Origin of the sequence: Niveibacterium sp. COAC-50, from assembly GCF_013184235.1 — a bacterium.
GTDB lineage: Bacteria > Pseudomonadota > Gammaproteobacteria > Burkholderiales > Rhodocyclaceae > Niveibacterium > Niveibacterium microcysteis.
In genome coordinates, this window is sequence record NZ_JABCJM010000002.1 from 1,068,467 (window position 1) to 1,084,808 (window position 16,342).

General features: G+C 63.0%; 12 protein-coding genes. 11 read left to right on the top strand and 1 reads right to left on the bottom strand.

Annotation, left to right across the window (positions count from 1 at the left end; genetic code table 11):
* Nucleotides 1–14: 14 nt before the first annotated feature.
* The 7 genes from HH302_RS12380 (at nucleotide 15) to HH302_RS12410 (ending at nucleotide 11,770) form a co-directional block, all read left to right on the top strand.
* Complete coding sequence (locus HH302_RS12380) at nucleotides 15–1,883, top strand: Ig-like domain-containing protein (RefSeq protein ID WP_172202459.1); 1,869 nt, start codon at nucleotides 15–17, stop codon at nucleotides 1,881–1,883.
* A gap of 97 nt (nucleotides 1,884–1,980) precedes the next feature.
* The gene (locus HH302_RS12385) at nucleotides 1,981–2,493 is read left to right on the top strand and encodes a shikimate kinase (protein ID WP_371814716.1); all 513 of its coding nucleotides are present in this window, start codon (nucleotides 1,981–1,983) and stop codon (nucleotides 2,491–2,493) included.
* A complete protein-coding gene (gene aroB, locus HH302_RS12390; protein ID WP_172202460.1) occupies nucleotides 2,463–3,557 on the top strand; it encodes a 3-dehydroquinate synthase in 1,095 nt (364 codons plus the stop codon). The genes HH302_RS12385 and aroB overlap by 31 nt, the downstream gene beginning before the upstream one ends.
* On the top strand, nucleotides 3,554–4,675 hold the full coding sequence (locus HH302_RS12395; RefSeq protein ID WP_172202676.1) for a deoxyguanosinetriphosphate triphosphohydrolase: 1,122 nt from the start codon (nucleotides 3,554–3,556) through the stop codon (nucleotides 4,673–4,675). Before aroB ends, HH302_RS12395 begins: the two co-directional genes overlap by 4 nt.
* A gap of 9 nt (nucleotides 4,676–4,684) precedes the next feature.
* On the top strand, nucleotides 4,685–5,380 hold the full coding sequence (locus tag HH302_RS12400; RefSeq protein ID WP_172202461.1) for a transposase: 696 nt from the start codon (nucleotides 4,685–4,687) through the stop codon (nucleotides 5,378–5,380).
* 200 nt (nucleotides 5,381–5,580) lie between these two features.
* On the top strand, nucleotides 5,581–10,263 hold the full coding sequence (locus tag HH302_RS12405) for a glutamate synthase-related protein (protein WP_172202462.1): 4,683 nt from the start codon (nucleotides 5,581–5,583) through the stop codon (nucleotides 10,261–10,263).
* Nucleotides 10,264–10,285: 22 nt separating this feature from the next.
* Nucleotides 10,286–11,770 carry a glutamate synthase subunit beta gene (locus tag HH302_RS12410; protein ID WP_172202463.1) on the top strand — a complete coding sequence of 495 codons (1,485 nt, stop codon included), beginning with the start codon at nucleotides 10,286–10,288 and terminating at the stop codon, nucleotides 11,768–11,770.
* An 83-nt stretch (nucleotides 11,771–11,853) separates the two neighbouring features.
* Here HH302_RS12410 and HH302_RS12415 read toward each other — a convergent pair whose 3' ends face one another.
* Nucleotides 11,854–12,726 carry an AraC family transcriptional regulator gene (locus HH302_RS12415; protein WP_172202464.1) on the bottom strand — a complete coding sequence of 291 codons (873 nt, stop codon included), beginning with the start codon at nucleotides 12,724–12,726 and terminating at the stop codon, nucleotides 11,854–11,856.
* Between the two features lie 144 nt (nucleotides 12,727–12,870).
* Between HH302_RS12415 and HH302_RS12420 the strand changes: the two genes are divergently transcribed.
* From HH302_RS12420 to HH302_RS12435, 4 genes are all read left to right on the top strand, one after another.
* Nucleotides 12,871–13,524, top strand: a complete 654-nt coding sequence (locus HH302_RS12420; RefSeq protein ID WP_172202465.1) for a protoglobin domain-containing protein — start codon at nucleotides 12,871–12,873, stop codon at nucleotides 13,522–13,524.
* A 55-nt stretch (nucleotides 13,525–13,579) separates the two neighbouring features.
* A complete protein-coding gene (locus HH302_RS12425) occupies nucleotides 13,580–14,125 on the top strand; it encodes a carboxymuconolactone decarboxylase family protein (RefSeq protein ID WP_172202466.1) in 546 nt (181 codons plus the stop codon).
* Nucleotides 14,126–14,179: 54 nt separating this feature from the next.
* Complete coding sequence (locus tag HH302_RS12430) at nucleotides 14,180–14,743, top strand: peroxiredoxin (protein WP_172202467.1); 564 nt, start codon at nucleotides 14,180–14,182, stop codon at nucleotides 14,741–14,743.
* A gap of 160 nt (nucleotides 14,744–14,903) precedes the next feature.
* Nucleotides 14,904–16,337 (top strand): M48 family metalloprotease, encoded by a 1,434-nt coding sequence (locus HH302_RS12435; RefSeq protein ID WP_172202468.1) that lies wholly within the window; start codon nucleotides 14,904–14,906, stop codon nucleotides 16,335–16,337.
* Nucleotides 16,338–16,342: the final 5 nt, after the last annotated feature.

Genomic DNA, 16,342 nt, shown 5'->3' on the forward strand with positions numbered 1-16,342 from the left:
TAAGTGAAGGACGAATGATGAGAATTACGAGATTGGTTCGCGGATTTTTGCTCGCTCCGGTGGTTGGCGTGTTGCTGTCGGCTTGCGGCGGGGGGAGCGGAGGCTCGGCTTTGGTTCAGCCACAGCCGGAAGTGACCTATAAGCTTGACCTTACGACGAGCAGCGCGACGCTGCCGTCCGATGGCACTTCAACAGTTGGTTTGACCGCACGGGTACGCAATGCATCGACAAATGCAGCCGTGTCAGCTAAAGAAGTGATATTCGGTGCCGATTCAGGGCTATTAAGTGCAGGTTCTGCTGCTACGGATCAAGCGGGCAACGCCGTGGTGACCTTGTCTGCGGGAGCGGACAAAGCCAACCGCGTCATTACGGCAACTGCGTCCGTCGGCAGCCAGACCGTCACGGCGACTGTGACCGTGTCTGGCACGGTTTTGGCGTTCGGTGGTAGCAAGAGCGCTGTCGTTAATCAAATGCAGCAGATGACGGTTAGTTTGCGCGACGCTGCAAACAAACCAATCAGTGGGCAGTCGATCGCGCTAAGCGCTTCGGGCGGGGGCTCGGTTCCCGCCAGCGTGACCAGTGACTCGAATGGTCAGGCGACGTTCAATTACACGCCTGTGACAGGCGGCACCGAGACGCTTACGGCGAAGAGCCTTGGTGCATCGGTCACCGTTGACGTCGCTGTCTCGAGCAAGAGCATTAGCGTAACGAGTCCGGCGGAAGGGGCGCTTGTCGACATAGGAAGCTGTGTGGAAGTTGACGCCGACGTTGGTGGCTCCCCCGCGAGCGCTGTGTTCGCCATAACCCGAGGGCAACTGTATTCGACGTCGACGTGTGGTGGATCTGCATCGTCCGTATTGACGGTTGCAGTTGCCAGTGGCAAGGCGGTGGCGTACATGAAGTCCACTAACCCAGGCGCTACCCGCCTATCAGTTTCGGATCCGACTGGAGGAGCTGCAAGCGCCGCTTTCACTTTTGTATCTAAGACTCCGGCCACGATCACCATACAGGGTGATCCATCTACCGTTAGCGTAGGCGGAAGCAGTGCAATCTCGGCCTTCGTTCGCGATTCAAATAACAACCCGGTATATGGCGCGACCGTCTATTTCTCGGCACCGCAGGGCGGTGGGTCGCTTAACCCCGCGTCTGCTACGTCGAATGAACAAGGTGTCGCGACGACGGTGTTCAAGGCGGACAGCTCGTCATCCGGCCAAAAGGCGGTCTCCATACAGGCGGACATTCTCACGCCGAAGATTAGCGGGAGTGCTAGCCTCACTGTATCCGGGCAGTCGGTTGCTGTTGCGATCGGTAGCGACAACAAGGTCTACCTGCTGGATGCAAAGCTTTCTTATGAGCAGAGATTTATTGTGACGGTTGCCGATACCGCTGGTAATCCGATCGCGAATCAGTCTGTTTCGGTCTCCCGACGCCAACCGTATTACGGAAAGGGGGACTGGGTGTTGGACTCTGCGACTAAGGTATGGGTTCTGCCGCCCACTCACTTCCTTAGTTGTGCGTCAGAGGATGTCAATGGTGACGGGAAATTTGATACCTTCGATTTCAACGGAAACGGTACAATTGAGCCGGACACTGCAACAATTGTCCGGCCGGGCGATGGGTACGGGGCCGGGAGCGGTGGTAGCTCTGCTGTCGTGACCACTGATGCGGCCGGTTCGGCTATTGTCTATGTCGACTATCCGAAAGACCACGCCGGTTGGGTCGAAATCGAGCTCACGGCAACCGCGGTTGTTCAAGGCGTCAACAATGCGGCGACTAGAAGTTTCTGGCTCGGGGTGCCCTACGACGATACGAAGCTAGAGGCTGCGCCTCCCTTCGTTGTGAGTCCGTTTGGCAGGGTGTTGAGTTGTAGTAGCCCGGACTAACGTCCAACCACAAGGAGAGTGCCGTCGCCCTTAGGGGGTGGCGGCACTGTTTTTTTGGCCTATCGCATCTGGATCAAGCTCCGTGAGTCGGAATATTGTGTTGGTCGGACTAATGGGATCCGGCAAGACAACCATTGGCCGAGTCTTGGCGCGGCGCCTCGGACGACCGTTCCTAGACGTCGACCACGAGATCATTCGTAGGACTGGCGTTTCGATTCCGACGATATTCGACCTAGAGGGTGAGACCGGGTTTCGCAGATGGGAGTCGGGGACCATTGCGAGCATTTGCGCCGACGGGGGGCAAGTGATCGCGACTGGTGGCGGAGCGGTGATGGATGCGACGAATCGATCCGAGTTGAAACGCAACGGTTGGATTGTCTATCTGGATGTTCCGGTGGTTCAGTTGCACGATCGGACACGCAACGATCCAAATCGACCACTGCTTCAGGTTGATGACCCGTTGGGCCGGCTGCGGGAGCTTTATCGCCTAAGGGATCCTGTCTATCGTGAAGTCGCTGACTTCATCCTCGACGGCTCGCGGTACCATTCGTCTTCGGCCGTTAACAGGATTCTGAAGGAATGGGAGAAGCAGTCCGCGTCCTCGACGTAGCGCTCGGCGAGCGCAGTTATCCGATTTGTATTGGATCGGGTTTGCTCGACGAGCCGTCGTACCTGATCCGGGGGCTCGGCCGGAAGCGCGCGGTCGTGGTGACCAACGAAACGGTGGCGCCGCTTTACCTTGAGCGTGTTTTGGTCGGGCTTCGCGCCCACGGTGTTGAGGTGTCCGAGGTGGTTTTGCCGGATGGCGAAGCCTACAAGGACTGGCCGACACTCAATCGGATCTTCGATGCCCTCCTCGCGAACATGGCGGAGCGGTCTACAACGCTGATCGCCCTTGGCGGTGGTGTGGTCGGCGATATGACGGGCTTTGCCGCTGCGACTTATCAGCGCGGCGTTCCGTTCATCCAGATTCCGACGACGCTCCTCTCCCAAGTGGATTCGTCCGTCGGTGGCAAGACCGCGATCAATCACCCGCTTGGTAAGAACATGATCGGTGCCTTCTACCAGCCCAAGCTGGTACTGGCCGATATCTCGACCTTGAATTCCTTGCCCGATCGGGAGCTGAAAGCTGGGCTCGCCGAGGTCATCAAATATGGACTGATTCGGGATTTGCCCTTCTTTGAATGGTTGGAGGGCAACCTGGACCGATTGCTCGCACGGGAGCCAGAAGCCCTTGCGGATGCGGTCGAGCGCTCATGCCGCAACAAGGCCGAGGTGGTTGCTGCGGATGAGACCGAGCAGGGCGAGCGGGCGACGCTGAATCTGGGGCACACCTTCGGGCATGCGATCGAAACTGGGCTGGGCTACGGCGTTTGGTTGCACGGTGAAGCCGTCGCGGCTGGAACCATCATGGCTGCCGAGCTTTCGCGCATATTAGGTTGGCTGACAGAGGACGATGTCGCGCGAATCCAGCGCTTGTTCGTCCGCGCCGGGTTGCCCGTCCGTGGCGCCCCTTTGGGTGCAGACCGTTACCTTAGCCTGATGCGACACGACAAGAAGGTTGCAGACGGGCAGCTACGTTTGGTGCTCTTGAAGGCCATCGGGCGGGCCACGATCTCGGCGGAGGCGGATGAAGCTCAGATTCGCGCTGCGATTGAGCGCTGCGGGGGCTGACGATGTTGGCACCGTACGCCGTAACGGAGATCAATTCGAAGGGGCGTCGGGTTGCCGAGCCGGCGCCGCAGGGCAGGGGCGAGTTTCAGCGCGACCGAGACCGCATCGTTCACTCGACGGCATTCCGCCGGCTTGAATACAAGACACAGGTCTTCGTCAATCACGAAGGGGATCTGTTCCGCACGCGCCTGACCCACAGCATCGAGGTCGCGCAGATCGCGCGGTCGATCGCGCGCGTGCTGCACCTCAATGAGGATCTCTCGGAGGCCATCGCGTACGCCCATGACCTTGGGCATACGCCGTTTGGGCACGCCGGTCAGGACGCGCTCAACGACTGCATGCGTGAACACGGCGGTTTTGAGCACAACCTGCAGTCGCTGCGCACCGTCGAGGTGCTGGAGGAGCATTACGCAGACTTTGACGGCCTCAATCTCGTGTACGAAACACGCGAGGGCATCCTCAAGCATTGCTCGCTTCGGAACGCTCAACAGCTTGGCGAGCTTGGGCGGCGCTTCATTGAAAAGCGCCAGCCATCGCTCGAGGCGCAGTTGAATAATTACGCCGACGAGATCGCCTACAACAACCATGACATCGACGACGGGCTTCGATCGGGCCTGATTTCGCTTGCTCAGCTTGAAGACGTGGCGCTCGTGGCCAAGCATCTCGCCGCCGTGCGTGCCGCATACCCGGGACTGGGTGAGCGCCGCTTGATTCATGAGACGGTCAGGCGCTTGATCAATGAACAAACGTTGGATCTGTTGCGCACGACCGAGGCGGCGATTGCCTCAAGCGGCGTCGCCAGCCTGGATGACGTGCGTGCGGCGGGCCGGCTTGTGGGCTTCAGTGAGCAGATGCACGCGGCCCTGCAGCCGCTGCGCAAGTTCCTGCGGGAAAACCTCTACTGGCACTTCCGCGTCTTGCGCGAGATGGCCAAGGCGAAGCGCGTGATCGCCGATCTGTTCGATGCCTTCATGAACGACCCCCGCCTGCTCCCGCCGCAATACCAACAGCGGGCCGCGGACGACAAGCCTCGTGCCATCGCCGACTACATCGCTGGCATGACCGACCGCTATGCGATGAAGGAGCATCATCGCCTGTTCGCGATCTCCCCCATCTAGGGCGAATTGATGGCGCGGCTTGCGCGACTCTACATCCCGGGGCTGCCCCAGTTGATAACCCAGCGGGGCAACAACCGGAATCCTCTGTTTCTCGACGAGACGGACTATCAGCAGTTTCTAGCGTGGCTGCGCGACGCACTCAAGGAGTGCGATGTCGCATTGCATGCCTACGTGCTGATGCCGAATCATGTGCATCTGTTGGTCACTGCGGCAGATGCGCAGGGCGCATCACGGTTGATGCAACGCCTCGGGCGCCGCTATGTGCGTTGGTTCAACGACCGCCATCGCCGGACTGGCACATTGTGGGAAGGGCGCTACCGCTCGACGGTGGTCGATCCCGCGCAATGGCTGCTGCCCGCCTATCGTTATGTTGAATTGAATCCGGTTCGCGCAGGGCTCGTGCCTGACGCGGCGTACTGGGTCTGGTCGAGCGCGCGCGCCCATCTGGGGCATGAAAGTGATCCGTACCTGACGGACCATGCGATGTTCTGGGCGCTGGGCAACACGCCTTTCGATCGCCAGGCGGCCTATCGAAAAACGGTCGAAGCCGGACTGTCCGCGCAAGAGCTTGAGGCGATCCGCTTTGCTGCGCATCGCGGCTGGATGCTGGGCGACCCGCCGGACGAACCGGGCGACCCCGCGCCTACTCGCCGTGCGAGACCGCTGCCCAAGGGGCGACCGAGCAAGGCGGTAACTGTGGACTGATCTCAATCGTTGCTCCCAGCGTCGCCTCGCACCAAAGTAATATGTCCCCATTAAATGTCCGCACCTAGAGTGGGCATTTTTATATTGCACTCTGACCCCGTTTTATAGTGCTTGAGTGCACTGTTGCAGCGCGCTATCTTTCCGCCGTCCCGGCCAAGGGCCGGCCTACGCGCGCACGCGCGCCGCCAAGGGAGCAAGTTATGGAACAGCGCCAGGGTCTCTACGATCCCGCCAATGAGAAAGATGCCTGCGGTGTTGGCTTTGTCGCCCACATCAAGGGGCAGAAGAGCCACGAGATCGTTCAGGGCGGCCTGAAGATTCTCGAGAACATCGATCACCGCGGTGCAGTGGGCGCCGACCCGCTGATGGGCGACGGTGCGGGCATCCTGGTGCAGATTCCGGATCAGCTCTACCGCGAGGAAATGGCTTCGCAGGGCGTGAAGCTGCCGCCGCCGGGCGAGTACGGCGTCGGCATGATCTTCCTGCCGAAGGAGGCGGCATCGCGACTCGCCTGTGAGCAGGAGATGGAGCGCGCGGTGCGCGCCGAAGGCCAGGTCGTTCTGGGCTGGCGCGATGTGCCGGTCGATCGTGACATGCCGATGTCGCCGACCGTGCGTGCGAAAGAGCCGGTGATCCGCCAGATCTTCATCGGTCGCGGCCCGGACGTGATGGTGACCGAGGCGCTGGAGCGCAAGCTTTACGTTATCCGCAAGATGGCGAGCCACGCGATCCAGAATCTCAAGCTCAAGCACGGCAAGGAGTACTTCGTGCCGTCGATGTCGGCGCGCACGATCGTCTACAAGGGCCTGCTGCTCGCCAACCAGGTAGGCGTCTACTACAAGGACCTCGCCGATCCGCGCTGCGTGTCGGCACTCGCGCTGGTGCACCAACGCTTCTCGACCAATACGTTCCCAGAGTGGCCGCTGGCGCACCCCTACCGGATGATCGCGCACAATGGCGAGATCAACACGGTGAAGGGCAACTTCAACTGGCTGCGCGCGCGCGAAGGCGTGATGAAGTCGGCGGTGCTGGGCGACGACCTGAAGAAGCTCTACCCGATCGTGTATGAAGGCCAGTCCGATACGGCGACCTTCGACAACTGCATCGAGCTGCTCACGATGGCGGGCTACCCGCTTGCGCAAGCCGCGATGATGATGATTCCGGAGGCGTGGGAACAGCACACGCTGATGGACGAGAACCGCCGCGCCTTCTACGAATACCACGCGGCGATGATGGAGCCGTGGGACGGCCCTGCCGCGATCGCGTTTACCGATGGTCGCCAGATCGGCGCCACGCTGGACCGCAACGGCCTGCGCCCCGCGCGCTACATCGTCACCGACGACGATCTCGTCGTGATGGCCTCGGAATCCGGCGTGCTGCCGATCCCCGAGAGCAAGATCGTCAAGAAGTGGCGCCTGCAGCCGGGCAAGATGTTCCTGATCGACATGGAAGCCGGCCGCATCATCGACGACAAGGAACTCAAGGACGCGCTGGCGAACGCCAAGCCCTACCGTGAGTGGATCAAGCGCATCCAGGTCAAGCTCGACGAAGTCGACGGCCCGGAAGCCCAGCAGGAAGTGCGCGCCTCGCTGCTCGACCGCCAGCAAGCTTTCGGCTACACGCAGGAAGACATCAAGTTCCTGATGGCGCCGATGGCGGCCAGCGGTGAAGAAGCGATTGGCTCGATGGGCAACGATTCGCCGCTGGCGGTGATGTCCAACAAGCACAAGCCGCTCTACAACTACTTCAAGCAACTCTTCGCGCAGGTGACGAACCCGCCGATCGACCCGATCCGCGAACAGATCGTGATGTCGACGGTGTCGTTCATCGGCCCGAAGCCGAACTTGCTCGACCTGAACAACATCAACCCGCCGATGCGTCTCGAAGTCTCCCAGCCGGTGCTGGACTTCAAGGACATGGCAAAGCTGCGCGAGATCGAGAAGTACACCGACAACAAGTTCAAGTCCTACGAACTGAACATCTGCTACCCGGTCGCCTGGGGCCGTGACGGCATCGAGGCGCGCATCGCCTCGCTGTGCGCGGAAGCCGAAGATGCGGTGCGCTCTGGCTACACCGTGCTGATCGTGTCGGACCGCAAGGTCGACGCGCAGAACGTCGCGATCCCGGCGCTGCTTGCCACCTCGGCGATCCACCAGCACCTCGTTGGCAAAGGCCTGCGTACCTCGACCGGTCTCGTCGTTGAAACCGGTTCGGCACGTGAGGTGCACCACTTTGCACTGCTCGGTGGCTATGGTGCCGAAGCTGTGCACCCCTACCTCGCGATGGAAACCCTGCGCGAGATGGCGAAGGACATGCCGGCCGAGCTGGGCCCGGACAAGGCGATCAAGAACTTCGTCAAGGCCGTCGGCAAGGGGCTCAACAAGGTCATGTCCAAGATGGGCATCTCGACCTACATGTCCTACTGCGGTGCGCAGATCTTTGAAGCGATCGGCCTGAATTCCGACCTGGTGCAGAAGTACTTCAAGGGCACCGCGTCCAACGTCGAAGGTATCGGCATCTTCGAAGTGGCGGAAGAGGCGCTTCGCCTGCACTCCGCTGCATTTGGCCAGGACCCGGTGCTTGCCAATGCGCTGGATGCCGGCGGCGAATACGCTTTCCGCGTGCGCGGCGAAGAGCACATGTGGACGCCGGACGCGATCGCCAAGCTGCAGCACTCGACGCGTTCGAACAGCTTCCAGAACTACAAGGAATACGCCCAGATCATCAACGACCAGACCAAGCGCCACATGACGCTGCGCGGTCTGTTCGAGTTCAAGATCGATCCGGCCAAGGCGATTCCGCTCGACGAAGTCGAACCGGCGAAGGAAATCGTCAAGCGTTTCGCTACCGGCGCGATGTCGCTCGGCTCGATCTCGACCGAAGCGCACTCGACGCTGGCCATCGCGATGAACCGCATCGGCGGCAAGTCGAACACCGGCGAAGGTGGTGAGGACGAAGCGCGCTACGCCAAGGAGATGAAGGGTATCTTCATCAAGAAGGGCGAGTCGCTGGCATCGATCATCGGCAAGGAACAGATCGAGCGCGACATCGAGCTGCAGGAAGGCGATTCGCTGCGTTCGAAGATCAAGCAGGTTGCGTCGGGCCGCTTCGGTGTCACTGCCGAATACCTCGTCTCGGCCGACCAGATCCAGATCAAGATGGCGCAGGGCGCGAAGCCGGGTGAGGGCGGCCAGCTGCCGGGTCACAAGGTGTCCGAGTACATCGCGAAGCTGCGTTTCTCGGTGCCGGGCGTCGGCCTGATCTCGCCGCCGCCGCACCACGACATCTACTCGATCGAGGATCTGGCACAGCTGATCCACGACCTGAAGAACGTCAATCCGAAGGCCAGCATCTCGGTGAAGTTGGTGTCGGAAGTCGGTGTCGGCACGGTTGCCGCGGGCGTCTCGAAGTGCAAGGCCGATCACATCGTGATCGCCGGCCACGACGGTGGCACCGGCGCGTCGCCGCTGTCCTCGATCAAGCACGCGGGTTCGCCGTGGGAACTCGGCCTTGCCGAAACCCAGCAGACCCTGGTGCTCAACGGCCTGCGTGGCCGCGTGATCGTGCAGGCCGATGGTCAGATGAAGACCGGCCGTGACGTCGCAATCGCCGCGCTGCTGGGCGCCGACGAGTTCGGTTTCGCGACCGCGCCGCTGGTCGTCGAAGGCTGCATCATGATGCGCAAGTGCCACCTGAACACCTGCCCGGTGGGCGTGGCGACGCAGGATCCGGAGCTGCGCAAGAAGTTCTCGGGTCGCCCGGAGCACGTGGTCAACTTCTTCTTCTTCATCGCGGAAGAAGTGCGCGAGATCATGGCCCAGTTGGGCATCCGCAAGTTTGAAGACCTGATCGGCCGCGCCGACCTGCTCGACAAGAAGAAGGCGATTGACCATTGGAAGGCGAAGGGGCTGGACTTCAGCCGCATCTTCCATCTGCCGGAAGTGCCGGAGAGCGTGGCTCGCCGTGCCACCGACACGCAGGATCACCTGCTTGAGCGTGCCCTCGATCACAAGCTGATCGAACAGGCCAAGCCGGCGCTGGAAAAGGGCGAACGCGTTTCGTTCATCACCCCGATCCGCAACGTCAACCGCTCTGCCGGCGCGATGCTGTCGGGCGAGGTGGCGAAGCGCTACGGCCACGCCGGCCTGCCGGACGATACCATCCATATTCAGCTCGCCGGTACCGCCGGCCAGAGCTTCGGTGCCTTCCTCGCGCACGGCGTGACGCTGGATCTCGTTGGCGAAGGCAACGACTACGTTGGCAAGGGCCTCGCCGGTGGTCGTGTGATCGTGCGCAGCCCGAACGACTTCCGCGGTTTTGGCCCGGAACACATCATCGTCGGCAACACCGTGCTGTTCGGTGCCACCGGTGGTGAGGCCTTCTTCAACGGCGTCGGTGGCGAGCGCTTCGCGGTGCGTAACTCGGGTGCTGCTGCGGTCGTCGAAGGCGTGGGTGACCACGGCTGCGAGTACATGACCGGCGGCACCGTGATCGTGCTGGGCGACACCGGCCGCAACTTTGCGGCGGGCATGTCAGGCGGCGTTGCGTACATCTATGACCCGGATCGCACCTTTGCGCAGAAGTGCAACCTTGCGATGGTCGACGTCGAGCCGCTGCTCTCCACTGCCGAGCAAGAGGCGAAGGGCGAGCGCGCACTGTGGCATGCCGTCACCCGTGGCGGCCAGGGCGAGACCGACGAAGCGATCCTGAAGCGCCTGATCGAGCGTCACTTCCGTTACACCGGCAGCTTCCGTGCGAAGACGCTGATCGAGAAGTGGAACGAGTCGCGCGCTGCCTTCGTCAAGGTGATGCCGAAGGAATACCGCCGTGCGTTGAAGGAAATGGCTGCCGCGCGCGAAGCTGCCGCCACCACCACCGCCTGATCGAGAACCGGAGAAAACGAAAATGGGTAAGGTCACCGGATTCATGGAATTTGCGCGCGTTGAAGAAGGCTACGAAGCCGCCGACAAGCGCAAGCAGCATTACAAGGAGTTCGTGCTCACGCTGAGCGACGAACAGGCCAAGGTGCAGGGCGCACGCTGCATGGACTGCGGTATCCCGTTCTGCAACAACGGGTGCCCGGTCAACAACGTCATCCCGGACTTCAATGACCTGGTTTATCACCAGGACTGGAAGCAGGCGATCGATGTGCTGCACTCGACCAACAACTTCCCGGAGTTCACCGGGCGCATCTGCCCGGCGCCGTGCGAAGCCGCCTGTACGCTGGGTATCCACGAGCTGCCGGTCGGCATCAAGTCGATCGAACACGCGATCATCGACAAGGCCTGGGCGAACGGTTGGGTCGTGCCGCAGCCGCCGATCGCGAAGACCGGCAAGAAGGTCGCGGTCGTTGGTTCGGGCCCTGCCGGCCTCGCCGCTGCGCAACAGCTGGCGCGTGCCGGCCATGATGTGACGGTGTTCGAGAAGAGCTCGCGTGTCGGTGGCCTGCTGCGCTACGGCATTCCTGACTTCAAGCTCGACAAGGGTCACATTGACCGCCGCCTGGAGCAGATGAAGGCCGAAGGTGTCGTGTTCAAAACGGGCGTGTATGTCGGCAAGGGCGGCCTGCCCAAGGGCGTGGGTTCGGATGCCAAGCAGACGATCGACCCCGAGCAGCTCAAGGCCGAGTTTGACGCCGTGGTGCTGGCCGCGGGTTCGGAGATCCCGCGCGATCTGCCGGTGCCGGGCCGTGAGCTCGAAGGCGTGCATTTCGCGATGGAGTTCCTGCCGCAGCAAAACAAGGTGAACGCGGGCGACAAGCTCAAGGACCAGATCAAGGCGACCGGCAAGCATGTCGTCGTGATCGGCGGTGGCGATACCGGCTCCGACTGCGTCGGTACCTCGAATCGCCATGGTGCTAAGAGCGTCACGCAGTTCGAGCTGATGCCGATGCCGCCGGAGAAGGAGAACAAGATGCTGGTGTGGCCGTACTGGCCGACCAAGCTGCGTACTTCTTCATCGCACGACGAAGGCTGTGAGCGCGACTGGTCGATCACCACCAAGTCCTTCAAGGGTGAGAACGGCAAGCTGAAGGCCGTGGTCACGGCGCGCGTCGAGTGGACCAAGGACGAGAAGACCGGCCAGATGAAGATGACGGAAGTCGCGGGCTCCGAGAAGGAGATCCCGGCGGACCTCGTCTTCCTCGCGATGGGCTTCGTCAATCCGCTCGGCTCCATGCTCGAAGCCTTTGGCGTCGACAAGGATGGCCGTGGCAACGCCAAGGCCAGCACCGAGGGCGCTGGCGCCTACGCCACCAACGTGCCGAAGGTGTTTGCGGCGGGTGACGTACGCCGCGGGCAGTCGCTCGTGGTGTGGGCGATCCGCGAAGGCCGTCAGGCTGCGCGTGCGGTGGATGAGTTCCTGATGGGTACGTCGGTGCTGCCGCGCTGAGCGCTACGGACCTCAGGACATAAACAGGGCGACCTTCGGGTCGCCCTTTTCTTTTGCACTGCGATGGCGCGCGTGTCGTTTGCTCAGGCGGGGTCGGCGTTCGGCACCGCTTGCTTCGCCCATGCGCGCGGCGAGCAGCCCAGCGATTGCGCGAAGCGACGGGACAACGCGCTCGCGTTCGCGTAGCCAAGCTCGTTCGCGATGACCTTCAGCGGGCGACCGCGTCGTAGCTCCGCCTGCGCAATCGCAAGTCGCCACTGCGCCAGGTACTCCGCCGGCGTCTCGCCGACCACACTCCGGAAACACAGCGCAAACGCGGTGCGTGACATGCCGGCACACGCCGCCATCGACTCAAGGCTCCAGGCTGCGCCCGGCTGCTCGTGAATCGCAGTCAGCACCCGTGCGAGGCGCGGGTCGCCCAGGGCGGCCACCAACCCCAGCGATATGCCGCCCTCGCCGGGGTGATCCATCAGCCAACGCAGCACTTGTAGCAGCAGCACTTCGAACAAGCGGTCTGCCAGCAGGCGGTGCCCGCAGCGTACCCGCTCAGTTTCGCCAAACAGCAGCGCCAGCGTGTGCTCCAGCCCGGAAACCCGCGCGAGCGGCAAGACGATCACGGCGGGCAGCGCACGCGCGAGCGGGTGGGCATCACCGCCATCGAACGAAAGCGTGGCGCAGGTGAAGTCCGAACCCTCTGCGGGCGCGTTGTGAAACTCGTGCGCCATCGCACGCGGATAGAACAGCAGGCTCGGCTCGCTGACTTCGATGCGGCGCGCGGCGCCAGACCGTGGCCGATGCGTCACCACCATCGACCCGCTTCGCATCACATGCAGGAAGCCCCGCCCCGGTTCGGCGGCAAAGCGACTGACGCCACACAGCGGCCCGTTGTGGAAGAGATGCGCATGCACCCTGAATCGCTCCAGCAGCGCAGAAAGACGATCAAGGCCTTGCTCCATGGCGATCTCGGTGAACGGAATGGTTGATATCAAGAACGCAAGGATACCAATCGTACGCCGCGCTCGGTGAGACTGCAGCTGTGCTGATTGGCGCGGTATCTGTGGCGCCGGCCAGCTTCACGTCATCCACCGCAAGGAGTGCTTATGAAACACACCACACTGGCCTGCCTGGCCGCCACGTTGTTGCTGCAGTCACCGGCCTGGTCGGCGCCCGAGCCGACGATTCCGGGTTACAGCCTTGGCCAGCCGCAAGTCGCCCGGGCGCCGTATTCCGAGGCGGACCTGGCGGCCTTGAAGAAGGTGATGCTGTTTTCGGACGACGACGCGCTGGCGCTTCGCCAGAGCAAGCCGATCCTGGCAGATCAGGTCGACGCGATTCTTGATGTCTGGTACGGCTTCGTCGCCAGCACACCGGAGCTGCTTCGCTACTTCAGCGACGCCGCCGGCAAGCCGGACGCTGCCTATCTGGCCGCGGTGCGGAAGCGCTTCGGCCAGTGGATTCTCGACACCGCGGACGCGAACTATGACCAGCGCTGGCTCGATTACCAGTACGAAATCGGCCTGCGTCATTCGCGGCTGAAGAAGAACCGCACGGATAGCGCCAGGAGCGTTGCGCAAATCGACTTCCGCTACCTCTCCGCGCTGACGATTCCGGTCACCACCACCTTGAAACCGTTCCTGGCCAGCAAGGGCGCTTCGCCGAGCGAGGTCGAGCGGATGCACGCCGCCTGGGTCAAGGCGGTGCTGCTGCAAACCATTCTCTGGAGCCACCCCTATGTGCGCGATGGGCAGTTCTGAGCGCCAACGTTGCGCTGCGTTTTCCGACCCGACCTCACCTCGCAAGGAGCAAGACATGTCCCGCATTCCCCTCGTAGATCCGGCCGCCGCCGCACCCGCCAGCAAGGGGCTGCTCGATTCCATCACTCAGGCCTTCGGCAGCACGCCCAACATGTTCCGTGCCGTGGCCAACGCGCCAGCGGCCTTGCAGAGCATGTGGGGTGCCTTCGCTGCGCTGGGAGGTGGCGTGGTCGGTGCGCGCCTGGGTGAGCAGATCGCCGTCGCGGTGGCCGACCGCAATGGCTGCGACTACTGCCTCGCGGCCCACACGGCACTTGGGCGCAGCGCCGGCCTGAGCGCGGACGCCATGCGTGCGGCGCAGTCCGGCGAGTCGGACGATCCAGGCACCGCTGCGGCTTTGCGCTTTGCATTGAAGCTGGTCGATGCGCGTGGCCGCGCCGATGCGGCCGACCTCGCGGCGTTGCGCGAGGCGGGCTTCGATGACGAACACATCGTCGAGATCCTGGCCCATGTCGCGCTGAACCTCTTCACCAACTACGTGAACCTGGCGTTCGCCGTGCCGCTGGATTTTGCACCGGTGCGCCTGCGTCACGCCGCCTGATCGGTGGGCGGGCGGCGCAGATGCATGCCGCCGTCCGCCTGCATGGAGCACACCATGAACGCACCCCTTACCCTGGCAGCACCCCTGCACGTCAGCCGCTGGTTCAACGTGGCGTCGCCGCTTACGCTCGAATCGTTGCGCGGCCGGGTTGTCGTACTGCACGCCTTTCAAATGCTGTGCCCGGGCTGTGTCGCACACGGCTTGCCGCAAGCCCAGCGTATTGCCCAGAGCTTCCGTACGCGAGCCGTCAGCGTGATCGGCCTGCATAGCGTGTTCGAGCACCATGCGGTGATGACCGAGGCCGCGCTGGCGGCCTTCATTCATGAATACCGGTTGGATTTTCCGATCGCAGTGGATCAGCCCGCCGCCGATTCGCCGATCCCGCTCACGATGCAGGCCTACGGGCTGCGCGGCACACCGAGCCTGATCATCATCGATCGCGCCGGGCGGCTTCGTTCGATCCTGTTTGGCCATGCCGACGATCTGCAGGTTGGCGCGCTGATCGGTGCCTTGCTGGAAGCGCCGCACACGCTCGGCGTCACTGCGTCCGCCGGGGTGGCCGACGGCTGCCCGTCAGGTGTGTGCGCACACGATGCCGTGTCGGGCCAAGCTGGATGAGTGGGTCAGTTGGCGATCGGTGTGTCGGGCTCCCGGTACGCCTGATCGTGTCATCGGCCGTGGCGCTCGTTAAACTCACGCCTTCGAGTGAGCTCGCAAGTCCGCGTGCCATGCGGCACATCGGATCGCGGCCAGAGTGACTACGCGCACGGAAGGCGCCATGCAAAAGAAACTGTTCGCTGCAATGTGTTCGGCGGTCGTGCTGACCGCCTGTGTCGGAATGCCCAGCACCGAGGTTGATCGGCAGATGGGGCAGCAGGCGGCCCAGTCGGTCGCGAACGACATGGGGCTGGTCGACGACCCCGCGCTGACCGCTTACGTGGATAGCGTGGGCCAGCGTGTTGCTGCGGCGCTGCCGAATCGCCAGTTCAACTACCGATTCGCAGTGGTGGACCAGGTGGAGCCGAACGCGTTTGCGGTGCCCGGCGGCTACATCTATGTGTCGCGCGGTTTGCTGTCGCTGCTGCGTTCGGAGGATGAACTCGCTGGCGTGCTCGGGCATGAGATCCAGCACGTCGAGCGTCGCCATTCGGTGCGGCAGATGAAGAAGGAGCGGCGGCTCGGTCTGCTCGCGCTGCCGGGCGAGCTGGTCGGCGGCATCATCAGCGATGACCTCGCCACGCTGGCCGGCAAGCCCTTCGAAGCGGTTGCCGCCGGATACAGCCGCGACCAGGAGCGCGAAGCCGATGCGCTCGGCCAGCCGCTCGCCGCTGCTGCCGGCTACGACCCGCAGGCCATCGCATCCATTCTCGACCGCATGGAGCACTTCATCGAAACGATGACGGAAGAGAAGCGCGCGCCGACCTTCTTCGACAGTCATCCCTCGACACCGGAGCGCGTGGCCACGCTGAGCCGCAATGCGGCGAAACTGACGCCCACCGCGGCGCCTCATGTGGCGGCCGATGAAGCGGCTTTCATGAAGAAGCTCGATGGTCTGCTGATCGGCCCGGACCCGACCGAAGGGCTTGTGCATGACCAAACCTTCGTGCATCCGGCGCTGGGCTTCCGGCTGGTGTTTCCGAAGGGCTGGCTGGTCGAGAACACGCGCAAGACGGTGAACGCGATGGCGCCGACGAAGGATGGCATCGCCGCGTTCGGCCTCGCCGGCGACGGCACGGCCGAAGATCTGCCGAAGATCGCGAAGGCGTTTTCCGAGAAGCTGGCACGCAAGTACCGCAGCACGCCGCAGCAGATCGAGGGCAAAACAGCGGGCGGCTTGCCGGCGCAGGCGCTCTACCTCACCGACAAGAGCGGCAAGGAGCCGGTGCACCTGTACTTCCTGTGGCTGGTGATGGATCACAAGATCTATCAGATGATCGGCCTCGCGCCCGATAGCCAGCGTGCCCTGGTGCGCAGCATTGCAGACAGCCTGCGGCCGCTGAGCGACAACGAGCGCGCGTCGATCTCGGAGCTGCGCCTGCGCGTGCTGGGCGCACGCAGCGGCGAAACCCTGCCCGCGGTGTCGAAGCGGGCGGGAGGCTCGGTGGCGGCCGCCGTGCTCGCCGCCATGAACGGCGTGACCGAGAGCGTTCAGTTCAAGGGTGGCGAATGGGTCAAGGTGCCGGTGCGCTCCGCATATCGCGCGCCGCGCTGAGCTTG